Source organism: Thermopetrobacter sp. TC1 (assembly GCF_000746275.1).
Classification (GTDB): domain Bacteria; phylum Pseudomonadota; class Alphaproteobacteria; order Rhizobiales; family Aestuariivirgaceae; genus Thermopetrobacter.
This window is the reverse complement of sequence record NZ_JQKX01000026.1, coordinates 16,871-30,169: the sequence shown is the minus strand read 5'-3', so window position 1 is coordinate 30,169 and position 13,299 is coordinate 16,871. Positions and strand designations below refer to the sequence as shown.

Annotated in this window: 13 protein-coding genes; 1 reads left to right on the top strand and 12 read right to left on the bottom strand. The window is 61.3% G+C overall.

Going from position 1 to position 13,299, the window contains the following annotated elements; genetic code table 11:
- Positions 1-14: 14 nt before the first annotated feature.
- The 10 genes from EK16_RS03625 to aspS all read right to left on the bottom strand — a co-directional run bounded on the left by EK16_RS03625 (position 15) and on the right by aspS (position 9,322).
- The gene (locus tag EK16_RS03625; RefSeq protein ID WP_197059594.1) at positions 15-1,178 is read right to left on the bottom strand and encodes a porin family protein; all 1,164 of its coding nucleotides are present in this window, start codon (positions 1,176-1,178) and stop codon (positions 15-17) included.
- A gap of 254 nt (positions 1,179-1,432) precedes the next feature.
- Positions 1,433-2,455: a transferrin-binding protein-like solute binding protein gene (locus EK16_RS12155; RefSeq protein ID WP_156098469.1), complete on the bottom strand. Its 1,023-nt coding sequence runs from the start codon at positions 2,453-2,455 to the stop codon at positions 1,433-1,435.
- A complete protein-coding gene (locus EK16_RS03615; RefSeq protein ID WP_156098468.1) occupies positions 2,452-3,132 on the bottom strand; it encodes a YqaA family protein in 681 nt (226 codons plus the stop codon). Before EK16_RS03615 ends, EK16_RS12155 begins: the two co-directional genes overlap by 4 nt.
- A gap of 12 nt (positions 3,133-3,144) precedes the next feature.
- Positions 3,145-3,804: a lysophospholipid acyltransferase family protein gene (locus tag EK16_RS03610; protein WP_038034816.1), complete on the bottom strand. Its 660-nt coding sequence runs from the start codon at positions 3,802-3,804 to the stop codon at positions 3,145-3,147.
- A 16-nt stretch (positions 3,805-3,820) separates the two neighbouring features.
- Positions 3,821-4,726 carry a phosphatidate cytidylyltransferase gene (locus EK16_RS03605; protein WP_231573593.1) on the bottom strand — a complete coding sequence of 302 codons (906 nt, stop codon included), beginning with the start codon at positions 4,724-4,726 and terminating at the stop codon, positions 3,821-3,823.
- A gap of 64 nt (positions 4,727-4,790) precedes the next feature.
- Positions 4,791-5,414: a CDP-alcohol phosphatidyltransferase family protein gene (locus EK16_RS03600; RefSeq protein ID WP_038034813.1), complete on the bottom strand. Its 624-nt coding sequence runs from the start codon at positions 5,412-5,414 to the stop codon at positions 4,791-4,793.
- A gap of 147 nt (positions 5,415-5,561) precedes the next feature.
- Positions 5,562-6,764 carry an NnrS family protein gene (locus EK16_RS03595; RefSeq protein WP_038034812.1) on the bottom strand — a complete coding sequence of 401 codons (1,203 nt, stop codon included), beginning with the start codon at positions 6,762-6,764 and terminating at the stop codon, positions 5,562-5,564.
- Between the two features lie 32 nt (positions 6,765-6,796).
- Entirely contained in the window at positions 6,797-7,087 is a 291-nt protein-coding gene (locus EK16_RS03590; protein WP_038034811.1) for a hypothetical protein, read from the bottom strand.
- A 63-nt stretch (positions 7,088-7,150) separates the two neighbouring features.
- Complete coding sequence (locus tag EK16_RS03585) at positions 7,151-7,489, bottom strand: chorismate mutase (protein WP_038034810.1); 339 nt, start codon at positions 7,487-7,489, stop codon at positions 7,151-7,153.
- Positions 7,490-7,492: 3 nt separating this feature from the next.
- Complete coding sequence (gene aspS, locus EK16_RS03580) at positions 7,493-9,322, bottom strand: aspartate--tRNA ligase (RefSeq protein ID WP_038034860.1); 1,830 nt, start codon at positions 9,320-9,322, stop codon at positions 7,493-7,495.
- Positions 9,323-9,642: 320 nt separating this feature from the next.
- Here aspS and rnd point away from each other — a divergent pair, with 320 nt between their 5' ends.
- Complete coding sequence (gene rnd, locus EK16_RS03575) at positions 9,643-10,872, top strand: ribonuclease D (RefSeq protein ID WP_231573592.1); 1,230 nt, start codon at positions 9,643-9,645, stop codon at positions 10,870-10,872.
- 417 nt (positions 10,873-11,289) lie between these two features.
- On the opposite strand, the gene EK16_RS03570 is transcribed toward rnd, so the two are convergent.
- Together EK16_RS03570 and EK16_RS03565 are read right to left on the bottom strand one after the other, a co-directional pair.
- Positions 11,290-12,216, bottom strand: coding sequence for a hypothetical protein (locus EK16_RS03570; protein ID WP_156098467.1), 927 nt, complete (start codon positions 12,214-12,216; stop codon positions 11,290-11,292).
- Positions 12,213-13,148 carry a tetratricopeptide repeat protein gene (locus EK16_RS03565; RefSeq protein WP_038034806.1) on the bottom strand — a complete coding sequence of 312 codons (936 nt, stop codon included), beginning with the start codon at positions 13,146-13,148 and terminating at the stop codon, positions 12,213-12,215. Before EK16_RS03565 ends, EK16_RS03570 begins: the two co-directional genes overlap by 4 nt.
- Positions 13,149-13,299 lie beyond the last annotated feature (151 nt).

Below are 13,299 nucleotides of genomic sequence, written 5' to 3'. Positions count from 1 at the left end.
AAGGCAGCAGGTTTTCAGAACTGCTTGGTCAGGCCGATGTTCACGGAATGATTGTCGTAATCATAGAAGGAGATCGAGGAATTGCGGCGCTCGTATTGATACTGGATATAGGGCGCAAGGTCGAAGGCGGTGAACTTGCCGTAGGTAAGGCGCACCGTTGCGGTTACTTTCCAGTCCTTGCGCCGCTTGCCAAAGACGTCATCCGCTCTTTGATAGCGCGTGCGATCAAGATTAACGCCTGTGTAGAGAGAAAAGTCGTATGGCAGAATGGCATCGAGGCCAAGGCCAATGCCGCCGCTGATATAGGCCTCGTCCTTCGGCTTGATGGCATGCCAGGTGAAGGAGGCGGAGACGGTTGCCGCAAGCCAGGCGTTCAGCTGCTGGCGGAGCACGGGACTGACGCGCCATTCCCAGCCGTCCTCGTAACTGGAGGTGCTGGCGTAATCCAGCCGGTCCAGCGCAAGCGAGACATATCCCAGCGTGCGCGGACCCAGCTCCCGCTGCATGCGCAGCCATCCGCCGTAGGTCCACAGATAGCTCTCGCCCTCGCTCCAGGTGTGGCCAAGAGCCACGCCGGCGGAGACTTCCTGCAGATCGGCGAGAAACACGAGCCCCAGCTCGCCGTTCAGGGTCAGCGTCCAGCTGGCAAAGGAAAGATCCTCCACATTCAGCCGCGAAATGCGGAATTTCCCGTCCGTGGTGGCGGAAACGGAAGGCGTGAGGCGCACATGGCCGCGCAGATTTTCGGCCAGATAGGGGCGGGCGGTGAAATCCCCGCTTGCATTCACACGCAGGCCGGATTGTTTGCGTGATTCCGCATCCAGCGTCCAGGGAATGCCGCCCAGAACGATCACGCGTTTCTTCGTGGCCCGGTTCACGTTGCTCTGCGGAATGACGGAAAAGTCCAGCGAGGCCGACCAGAATTTGCGCTCACGCATGGCGTCGAGATAGGCAAGCACCCTCTGCTCCACCTGCCGCGGCAGGCCATTGCCAAGGGCATAGCGAAAGTGATGCTCGGCCTGCGCATCATTGCCGATGAGAAAATAGCTTTCCGCCAGCTCCAGCCGCACGCGCGGCAAATCCGGCTCCTGCGCCAGCATGTGGCGAAACAGGCGAATGGCGGCGCGATAACGGCGCTGGCGCTTGGCCGCCATGCCATGGCGGAAGACACATTCCATGCGATCCGGATGCGACGGCAGCCTTTTGCATCGCTCGATGATGGACCGGCTCTCATCCGCCTTGGCAGCAGAAACGGCAAAAAAGAAAGCAATGGCAAGTAGATCTACAAAGAGAGCGCGCCAGCCGAACGCCTTGTGAGTAGCCAAATAAATGGCATTCTGCCTGCTGCATTTCATGAAGCACATGTTGCAGAATGATAATATGCTGGCGATCGGTAAATCGGAATACGGACGGTGGTCAGGCTCTGGCGCATTCATTTCTTTGCGTGCCACAAGCCGCGAATGAGGGTGCCTTTCTTGGTTTCGCTGGAGAGACCGCCGCCCACTTCTTCGCCTTTTGGGCCGAAGAAGCCACCTTCCATCCGGCTTTTGCTTCTCACGATTTCTTCCCCGTTCAGATTGCCACCGAACGAAGCGCTGAGCCTGTTACCGGAAACAGACCCGTTGATGTCAAACCGCCCACTCAAGGAGAGATTGCTTCCATAAGGATCCTTGCGGAAGTTTTGCACCGTACCGCTGACTTTATTGTTATTGATATTAAGCTTAAGATCACCCATGGCGAAGGAAGGATTACTTTTTTTATTGCCATATAGGATCTCGGCTTTGCCTTTGTAAGAGCCAGAAATTTTAACATTTGATGGAGATATATTTGGAATATCAGCACCTATATAAGCTTTTTTGGGCCAACTTTTCCCTTTAGGCACCCAATTCGCCGTAACTATATAATCATAATCATAAAGACTATAAACACTGGCTACATTTCCTTCTGAATCTTCACATTTTGATTCCAAATTATATTTATCACAATTTTTATCAAATACATGTCCATCAATTTCTATGCTTTTCATATTATAATTAGAATCTCGCGTAAGTTTGAAATAGCCTGCTTTGCCCTGCGCTCCTGCTTCCTCAGTAAAACCCCAGCCTTTTGCTTCCCCTTTCAATTCGTGATTTCGATAATCAATTTCAATTATCGATCCACCGCCGCCACAACCGCTGAGCGCGAAAGCGCAGGCGAAAATCGTGATGGCAAAGCCGCCCCGCATGATCATGATCGTCATCCCCCCTCCTGACGTCGTGCCATCTGGCAGGCATGCGGCGAAAAAGCCCGTGGCATGAAGGTGTTGCACGCAAAAGCGCAGAATCGCGCATACCCGCACCCATTTATAGAAAAGTTCTATTAATAGATGTACAAGCAGGAAGTCAACACCAGAAGCGCGCGGTATCGCGCAGGTCTGCAAGCCGGGGCGTTCACTGGATTTTGGCGCCGTTTTCACGACGGCATCAGCAGGAACCACAGCGTGTAGAACACAGCCCAAAAACCGGCCCAGGCCCATAAGGGAGAAAGCGTACGGAATGTGCGGCGCCAGAGCGCGGCGATGCCGGCGGCTAGAAAGGCGGACAAGACAAAGCGCAATCCCCGCGCCAGAACCGACGTGACAAGAAAGACAGAAAGCGACAGCCCCGCATGCGGCGCCAGCGCCGCCGGAATCTTGTAGGGCACGCCGGTGAATGCGGCGATGAACAGGGTGCTGGCGCCATTTTTCTCAAGCGCGGCCAGGGTCTCAAGGATCATGGTGCGGGAGATGGCGGGAATCACGTCCAGAAACGGCACGATCACCTTCAGCTTCGCGCCCGCGCCCCAGGAATACATGAGCAGGCCGCCCAGCACCGCGCCGATGAGAGCAGCTCCCACCCCCTTCAGCGCCACGCGCAGGCCCCGCCGCACGGCGATGAAGGAGAGCAGCACATCAGGCACGATGAAAAAGAAGGTGGCCTCGGCAAAACCCCAGAGAAACGCGCCCAGTATCTCGCCAAAACGGGCGCGGGAACCGCTCGCTGCGTCCGGCGCCGGCCCGGCAGCCGCCTCTTTGTTCGGTCCGCAAGATGAAGGTGCCTCGTTCATGGCATCCAGGCCCGCATCCTCCATACCCGCCTCAATGGGGAAGCTCATCAAAGAAGGGCATCATTCCCAGGGCGGAAAATGCCCCTCCGCGGCCAGGGCGTTCATGCGCGCCATGAGCGCCTGCATGAAGGCGCCTCTCTCTTTACATTCCTTGTAACGCAAGGGCGTGCCCACGAACACGTCGCAGAAGAAAGGCACGAGCACGAAATCCCCTTTGGGTAGCGCCTTGCCCAGCCCGTGCAGATAGACGGGCACAACCGGAACATCCGGCGCCCGCTCCGCCAGCCGCGCGATTCCTTTCTTGAAGGTGCTCATCCGCTCCGGCTCGCCGCGCGTGCCTTCCGGATAGAGAATGAGGATCTCGCCGCGGTTCAAGGCGGCGGTAACGGGCGCCAGCGGATCCTCCCCCTTCTTCGGCCGCCCGCGCGCGATGGGCACGATGCCGATGATCTCTTGCGCAAACCAGGCCAGGAAGCGGTTGCGCAGGAAATAGTCCATCGCCGCCACCGGACGAAGATGCGGCAGCAGACGCAGCGGAAACAGAGACATCAGCACCAGCGTATCGAGATGGCTGTTGTGATTGGCAACGACAATGGCCGGCCCCTTGCCGGGCAGACGCTCTCGATGGCGCACGTTCATGCCCAGCACCAGAAGCACCAGCGCCCGCACCACGACAGCGAAGAACAGCCAGCGCAAGAATCTGTTGATTTTGCCGTGCATCGTTGCGCGCCCCGCCTCATCCCCCGTGCATATACCGCACATAGTGATAGAACAGCGGGGCGGCGAACAGCAGGCTGTCCACCCGGTCCAGCACACCGCCATGCCCGGGCAGCAGCGTGCCGCTGTCCTTCACGCCCAGATCCCGCTTCAGCGCCGAGACCACCACATCGCCGATGAAGCCGACAGCACTGGCCGCAATCCCGATCAGGGCCGCCTCCACCGGGCTGAACGGCGTCAGCAGCGCCGCCAGCCCAAGGGCGAGCATAAGGCTGGTCGCCATGCCGCCGAGAAAGCCTTCCCACGTCTTGTTGGGGCTGATCGCCGGCACGATGCGATGCCGCCCGAAGCGCTTGCCCCAGATGTATTGCGCCACGTCATTGAACTGCACGAGAAAGACGATGAACAGAACAAGCCCGGCGCCGGAGAAGCCCTCCTGCGCCAGCGGCATCACCATCAGGGCCGGCAGGTGTGAGAGGGCATAGACCGTCAGCATCAGCCCCCAGTGCAGCGTGCCCGCCGCCTTCAGAAACCCGCGGGTCTCCCCGGCCAGGATCATACGAAAGGGCAGGAACAGGAACATGTACACGGGAATGAAGATGACAAACATCCCGTACCAGCCGCTGGCGATCCAGTAATAGTGAACGGGGATCGCCAGATAGGCCCAGAACAGGACGCGCCGGTCTGCCCGGCGTGTGGGGATGAGCGAGAGATATTCCTTCAGCGCCAGAAAGCTGACGAAGGCGAAAAAGGCGATGAACAGCCCCGGCGACAGAATGAGCGCGGAAAGAAACAGCCCGGCGATTACCCACCAGGTGCTCAGCCGCGCCCGGATCTCCCGTCTCTGATCTGCAGGCAGCGCCCGCCCTTTCAGGCGCAGGAACACCTCCGCGCCAATGAGCAGGCAAAGGATGAGCCCCGCCATGATCAGTACCCCGGGAGCGAGCGTTTCAAACGGCATGACCATCAAACCGGCCTCTCCATCCCTTTCATGCGCCGCCTTGCCGTTGTTCCGCCTCTTTCAGCGCCCACCGCGCCCGGTTGAGAATGGTCACGAGGCTCAAGGCCACAAACAGCCACAGGATCGCCCGCACGGTTGTATCGGAAAGCACACTGAGAGCGATGAGAAGCGCCAGCAGGCCATAGGCAAAGGCCCGGTCCGACTTGCCAAAGGGGCCGTCATAACGGCGGCTGGCGCCGATGGTGAGACCGAGCACGCCGGTCATCTCCGAAACGATGGCGAGAACAACGGCCAGCACCGCCGGCACCGCCCCGAAAGCGATGACCGCCGCAAAGGGCAGATAAAGCGCCGCATCCGAGATCACATCCCCCAGCTCGTTGAGCAGCGCGCCGAGATTGCTCTTCATGCCGTGTTCCCGCGCCAGAATGCCGTCGATGGCATTGAACGCCATGCGCAAGAACAGCACGAGCGGCAGAAGGATGAGCGGCAGCGTCTTGTCCGCGGCCAACCACAGCCACGCCCCGTGCCCGAGGCTTAAGAGCATCGCCGCCACGGTGACCTGATTAGCGCTCACACCCGCATTCGCCAGCCGCCCAACCAGCGGCCGCAACAGCGCCTGAAACCGCGGTTTCAAATCATAGATGGAAGCCATCGCGCCCGCTTCCCCCTGGTCTGGCAAACCTGCACGCCATGGTATTCGCTTCTCAGGGATTGTCCAGCGCCCTGAGCTACAATCACGGGCATGGGGGGGCAACCCGATCGGCAAACGGATTCGGGATTGCTTGTGTGCCGTGCGGGATCAGGCCAGGCGCGGGCGGAAGAAGACCTTGGCGTAGTGCACCGCGAAGATGAGAAAGGCGAGTGCCGTCAGCGTGCCGGAAAGATGCACGGTCGGTGCATAGCCCATGGGCGAAAGCGGCGCGAAAAGGCGGGCGATGGCGCCGAGAATGGCCAGCAGATAGATGAGCTGCGTAATCCTGTCCGCCGTCAGCGGCCGGCCGGAATGGCCGAGGCTTGCGCGCGTCATCACCGCCAGCGTCATGGTGACGATGGCGCCGGCGGTCAAGGCATGAATGGCGGTGGAATAGTCCAGAACATCGGGCCAGGCGATGGAAACCGCCATCAGCGCGCACCAGACGGGGATCCACAGATATCCGGCGTGCAGGATGGTCACCAGCGGTTCGGCAAAGGTCGTCCACCCCTTCCAGCGCAGCAGGCGGATGAAATGCCGCACCGCCATGAGGGCGAAGGCAGCGGCGGTGAGCTTCCAGTCGGGGAGGAACAGCCACAAAAGCAGGATCACCACGGTCATGGCCATGGTGGAACGGTCAAAGGGCCCGAAGGGCGCCGGCAGGCGGGCCTCGTCGCGAATGCCCCGTTTCATCAGCCAGTTGCGGGTAAAGGACGGCACGATGCGCCCGCCGATGAGCATCAGCAGCAGGGAGATGGCCACAAGCGTTAAACGCTCATCGAACGTTTCATCGATGAGGGTCACCTCAGTGAGGCGCGTGATGTGAAAAAGAATATTGCCAAGGGCGATCAGCGAAACCAGCACGCAGACCGGAATGTTGCGCTTATTGCCGCCGGCGATCACCTCGCGCCAGATGAGCCCGGCCAGCAGGATCAGAAAGGCGGAATCGATGACGGCGGCAAGAACAGGCATTGCGCCGGAAAAGAAAAAGGCAATGCGGCCGGCGATCCACACGGCAAAAAGCGCGGCCAGCGGCCGGCCGACAACGGGCATGCGCCCGGTCCAGTTGGGCACGGCCGTTAAAGTGAAGCCGGTGAGTGCTGCGGCGAGATAGCCATAGAGCATTTCGTGAATGTGCCATTCCCGCCCGCTCACATAGGCTAGCACGTCGCTGCCTGTGGCGAACATCCACAGCCATACGGGCAGGGCCAGCGCCCCCCAGACACCGGCACCGAAGAAGAACGGACGAAAGCCCCGCTCGAAAAAGGCGGAGCCCGCATGGCTGCGCATGGCTTCTGCCGTCGTGGTCATGATTTTCGCCGAACTCGCTTGTCTTGAGATGCTCACCGTTTTCCGTCATGCCGCAGATGAAGCCGATGAGGGCGGTTGCGGCACACCGATTTGCGCTTGTTTATGTATTTCAGAAGCATGTCCCGCCGCTCAGGACAAGACGCGAAATCACCCTGCGGCAGGGCGCGCGGACCGATCTGCCATGACCGGCAGCGCACAACAAGCACATCGGCCAGGCCGCCTTCCTTGACCAAGGACAAGTGCGCCTCTTTCGGAAACACGCAAAAAGACTTTGCGGTCAGGAGCCCTTTCGGTAGGAACGCCTCGCCCGCGCCGCCCAGCATCGCCTGCCACCCTGTACAGCCGGAACACGCCAAGGCCGTGATTCAATGGGGCGCAAATGCCTGTCAGGCCTTTGTGGAATCATCCCCGCCCGGGCGCATGCGCTCCTCTTCATACTGGATGAACCAGCCGATCATCTGCCGCCACAGGGCCTCGGCCAGCGCCGGGGGCAGGCCCTTTTCCTCGGCCTTGGCGCGCACCTTGTCGATCACCTGCTGGATGCGCCAGGGCACGGTCGCCCCTTCCTCGGTGTCCATCTTCAGCTGCCAGGCCCGGTCCACATAGGTGAAGCGCTCGGCAAGAAGCTCCACCATCTGCTCATCGATGCGATCGATCTCCCGCCGCACCTCATCCATGTTCTGGCATTCGGCGGCGGGAATGATCCGGTCCCGGGACTTGCCCATGGCTCACGATTCCTGTTTCTGCTTCTTCGGCAGCACAACGCGGATGTGCAGCTCGCGCAGCTGTTGCGGCGAAAGTGGTGCGGGCGCGCCCATGAGCAGGTCTTCCGCCTGCTGGTTCATCGGGAACATCACCACCTCGCGGATATTCGGCTCATTGGCCAGCAGCATGACCATGCGGTCAAGCCCGGGCGCGATGCCCCCGTGCGGCGGCGCGCCATACTGGAAGGCGCGATAGAGCGCGCCGAATTTCTCCTCCACCACCTCCGGCTCATAGCCGGCGATCTTGAACGCCAGTTTCATCAGCTCCGGCAGATGGTTACGGATGGCGCCGGAAGAGAGCTCCACGCCGTTGCACACAATGTCATACTGCCAGGCCTTGATTCCCAGAGCCGGGCCGTAATCGCCGGTCTCGATGGCCTCCCACGCCTCCTGCAGCGCCTCCATGCCCCCCTGCGGCATGGAGAAGGGATTGTGGGAAAACTCGATGCGCTTTTCCTCCTCGTTCCATTCATACATGGGAAAGTCGACAATCCAGCAGAAGGCGAACTGATCCTTGTCGATCAGCCCCAGCTCGTCGGCCACCTTCTGCCGCGCCTCCGCGGCGAAGGGCGCAAAGGTCTGCGGATTGCCGGCGATGAAAAAGGCCGCATCCCCCGCCTTCAGCCCCAGCTGCTCGGCAATGGCCGCGGTGCGCTCCGGCCCGATGTTCTTGGCCAGCGGCCCCGCGCCGGTGGTCTTGCCGCCCTCCTCGCGGAACATGATGTAGCCAAGCCCCGGCTGGCCCTGCGCCTGCGCCCAGGAATTCATGCGATCGCAAAAGGCGCGCGAACCACCGCCCGGCGCCGGAATGGCCCAGACACGGTTGCGCTCGTCCTTCTCAAGAAGCTGCGCAAAGATGCGAAAGCCGGAGCCGCGGAAATGCTCGGACACATCCTGCATTTCCAGCGGGTTGCGCAGATCCGGCTTGTCGGTGCCATACTTCAGGATGGCCTCGTGATAGGGAATGCGCGGGAACTTCTCCGTCACCGGCCGGCCGCCGCCGAATTCCCTGAACAGATCACGCAGCACCGGCTCCACCGTGTTCAGCACATCCTCCTGCGTGACGAAGCTCATCTCGATATCGAGCTGATAGAACTCGCCCGGGGAGCGGTCCGCGCGCGCATCCTCGTCGCGAAAACATGGCGCGATCTGAAAATAGCGGTCAAAGCCCGAGGCCATGATCAGCTGCTTGTAGATCTGCGGCGCCTGCGGCAGGGCGTAGAACTTGCCCGGATGCAGCCGCGAGGGCACCACGAAGTCGCGCGCGCCTTCCGGAGAGGAGGCGGTGAGAATCGGCGTCTGAAATTCGGTGAAACCCTCCGCCTCCATGCGCTTGCGCAGCCAGCTGACCACGGCCGAGCGCAGCATGATGTTGCGGTGCATGCGCTCGCGCCTGAGATCCAGATAGCGGTGCTTCAGGCGGATGTCCTCCGGATAGTGCGGCTCGCCAAATACCGGCAGGGGCAGCTCTTTTGCTTCCGAGAGCACGTCAATGCCGGTGGCGAACACCTCCACTTCGCCGGTGGGCAGCTTCGGGTTCTCCGTGCCCTCAGGCCGCGCGCGCACATAGCCATCCACGCGGATCACCCATTCCGCATGCAACTTTTCCGCCGTGGAGAACGCCGGGCTGTCCGGGTCGGCCACCACCTGCGTGATGCCGTAATGGTCGCGCAGGTCGATGAACAGCACACCGCCATGATCACGGATGCGATGCACCCAGCCGGACAGGCGCACCGTCTCGCCGATGTGCTCCTTGCGCAGCGCGCCGCAGGTGTGCGTGCGGTAGGCGTGCATGTCCTCGGTATGCGTCTTGTTCTCGGGCATGATTGCGTGCCTGCCTGTTCAAGGGGCGCGAATAAGGAGAGGAATCGCTGCCGATTCGGGCAGAGGCCTCTTCTTTCCCGGGCTGTGCGATTCCTGATTCGCGCGCGCCGAATTTCCGGAATGGCCGGGAATTGCGCACAAGCCCGCGGTGTTGTCAAGAAAGAGCCGTCAGCCTTGCCCCGCCCGCGAAGGGTGGCGGCGTCAGTGTCGCTGAAAAAGCGCGTTTTTGTGGGGATGAGAGCGCATGATGCCCTTTACATAGAGCTTGCCCCCTCGCCATAGTGACGCCCATGGGCAGGACATCGCACAGGAACAGGGAATCGCGTAACCGGGGGCAGGACAAAACCGCCGCGCCGGTGATGGTGATCGACACCCCGGAAGCCCTGGATGCCTTCTGCAAGCGGCTTTCTAAGGAACGCTTCGTTACCGTCGATACCGAATTCATGCGCGAGCGCACGTTCTGGCCGCGCCTGTGCCTGATCCAGATGGCGGGTGCGAACGAGGCGGCGGTGATCGATCCTCTGGCCGAGGGCATGGACCTTGCGCCGTTTTTTGAGCTCATGGCCGATGAATCGGTGCTGAAGGTCTTTCACGCCGGCCGGCAGGATATCGAGATCATCCATCATCTCGCCGGCATCATTCCGCGGCCGCTGTTCGATACCCAGGTGGCCGCCATGGTCTGCGGCTTTGGCGATCAGGTGGGTTATGAGGCCCTGGTCAACCGCCTCGCCGGCGCCCGCATCGACAAGGGCGCCCGCTTTACCGACTGGTCCCGCCGTCCGCTCTCCGAACAGCAGCTGCGCTATGCCCTTTCCGATGTCACGCATCTGCGGGTGATTTTCGAGCGGCTTTGCGAAATGCTCGAAACTTCAGGGCGCGAGCCCTGGCTGAAGGAGGAGATGGATCTTCTCACCGATCCCGAGACCTATGCGCAGCGGCCGGAGGATGCCTGGAAGCGGGTGAAGTTCCGCCCCCGCGATGCGCGTCAGCTCGCCGCCATGCAGAGGCTGGCCGCCTGGCGCGAGGAGGAGGCGCAGCGGCGCGATCTGCCCCGCCGCCGCATTCTCAAGGACGAGGCGCTGGTGGAGCTGGCCACGCAGATGCCGGAGACGAAGGAGGATCTGGCGCGCCTGCGCCTGTTTCCCGAAGGCCTTGTCAACAATCCGGCCGCTGAGCGCATCCTCGCCGTGATCCGGGAGGTGCGCGCCCTGCCCGAGGAGAAGCTTCCCGCCATGCCCGAACGGCGCAAGGCGCCGCCGGAAGGGGCAAATGCCCGCGCCGATGTGCTCAAACTGGCGCTGAAGATCGTCTGCGAGCGGGAAAACCTTGCTCCAAGACTTGTCGCCTCCGCCGCGGACATCGAGGCCCTCGCCGCCGGCCGGCGCGATCTGCCGCTTCTGCGCGGTTGGCGCCGTCAGGTCTTCGGCGATCTCGCCCTGAAGCTGCTGGAAGGAAAACGGGTCATCGGCCTGAGAAACGGAAAGCCGGACATTTTCCCTGCGCCTTCCGGTGCACACTGAACGCCCTGTGCTTCCATATGGACCATCTGACATTGTGTCTGAAAGCACACTACACGACACAACGATCCCATTTTTCTCGTCGCTTCGGCGAAAGAATTAGGAGTGAGTTGTTTAACTCATTGATAAGCCAAAAGAAAACGACATTGCCGGCCTTGCCTGTCCCGGGCTTGAACCGGGATCCCGGCAATCCAGGGACAAGAATGGGGCGGATTTGGAGAACGATGGCATTTGCCAGCAAGTTTTGATTAGAGTCGTATGGGAATAAAAAGCCGGAACGGGATTTTATCCCGTTCCGGAACATTTTGGCGGGGTTTAAAACCCCGCCGAACTGTTCCGGAAGGATATACAATATCCTTCCGGCGGTGGTGGCAAGGAAGATGACAATCTTGTGTCGTACAGTGTGAAAATAACCATATCCTACCGCTTGGGGGACTGATCGAGGTCCTTTTCCGTCTTGTGCACCTGTTTTGCGTTTAGCGGCGGGATGCATTGTTCAGGCCCGGCACCGGCCTTCATGCCTTCTTCCAGATAGGCGTTGCGCGCCTTTGCCGCCTCTTCCTCCTCGCGCTTGAGAACGGCAAGCGGGGTGGCCTGCTTAAAGCGCACGACCTTCAGAAGATCCTTCAGCAGCGGCTTGCTCCTTTCGGGATCGTCATAGAGAAACAGTACGAAGACATCCGCCGTGCGATGCTTGTGCAGGGCAAGCAGCATTCCTTCCCTGTGCTGCGTGTTCAGGGCCGGATCGGCGCCGAAAGCGGCCATGGCGGCCCAGTCGGCATTGAAGGTCTTGCGGGCCAATGCCCGTGGCAGATCGCGGCTTGGCATCTCGCCTTGACGTGCGAACTGACCGATCATCGCCGTGAACATCAGCCCGTGCATATCGTTGGGATCAGGCGCGGAGCTGTGCGGATCCTCATAATCCAGCACCATGCGCGCAATCGGGCGTACAGCCAGCCGGATTTCCATTCTCCCGTCAGGGCTTTTCCAGGCGCGGTCGAAATCGAACCAGGGATTGGACGGCGGCGTGATCGCCGTCCACCCTTCCGGGAGCTTCAGGACGATTCCGGCCTCCTTCATGAGCCTGTCGAAAGAAACAGGCGCCGCATCCTGCGCAGCAGGCGTGAGAGGCTTGTTCTGCGCGGAAGGGGCTGCGGGAACGGCAGCGGAAGGCGCCTGCGCACCTGCCCGGGCCATGGCATGCATGCCCAGGGCGGCAAGGGCGAGCGTGCCAAGGAGCAGGGCGAAGGGAGCGGATCGTGCGCCTTTTCGCGCACATCCTGCCCGCCGTTCCCCATCGCCGCCATGACAGGGGTCATGTCGTTTCACATACCGCCGCGCACTCATTTCGCCTTCTCCGTCTTGCCGGCATCCTGCTCCGCTTCCCCGGCTTTTCCAGCCTGATTGGCGCTCTTCTCCGCCGTGTCGAAATCGATGGGCGGCAGGCCCTCCATCTTGCGCCAGTTGTTGAGCTGCTTGCGCGCCACCGCGATCCAGCCCTTGTGCTTGGCCACCTTCAGGAAGTCCTCAAGCTCCTTCATCGCCTGCTTGCGATTGCCCAGCGCTTCATAGGTGACGGCGATGTTGAAACGCGCCGCCGGCAGATGCGGGTTGAGCGAGGCCACCTTCTCGAAATCGGCGAGCGCCTCCTTGTAGCGCTTCTGTTCAAACAGCAGCGCACCGCGATTGAACAGGGCACCAACGAAGTCCGGCTTGATGCGGATGGCGTGATTGAGATCGTCCAGCGCCTCCTTGCTGCGCTTGAAGCCGCGGTAGGCCTGCGCCCGGTTGACGAGAAGCAGCGGATCATCCGGATGCTGCTTCAGCGCCACCTCCAGATCGGCCAGCGCCTTGGCATACTGGCGATGCTGCAGATAGAGCGAGGCGCGCACGCCCCTGAGCTTGTAATCATCGGGATAGCGGGCGATGGCCATGTTCAGCGTGCGCATGGCCTCCTGCGGCCGCCCTTCCGAGAGATGCTGAAGCGCCACTAGCAGCAGCTTGTCCGGCGGCAGCTTGTAATGCGGATTGGCGGATCCATGCGGCCCCTTGGGCGTCACCGGCGTCTTCGGCGCCGGCATGGCCATACCGCCGCCCAGCGTGCTGGAAAAGGCCTTCATCTCATCAAGGGACGGCATCATCTCCGTCTTGTCGCTCTTGCCCGTCTCGCCGGCAAAAGCCGCCGGTGCACCAGAGGCAAGAAGGAGCGATGCGGCAACGCAGGCCTGCAGCAGGCGCCGCAGGCGGCTTGAACCGATTTTCGCTGTGCCGGTGTGCATGGGTGATCCCTCGCATTGTTGCAGGGCCTTAGGGCAGGCAGCGGGGCAGGGCAGAAAGAAGCAGGGCAGGGCAAGGCAAGGAACTGGATTTGCCCTTTCTCTGCTCAGGGCCGCGCCTGCCGTCCTGCGGGCCGTGTTCAGAAGTAACTTT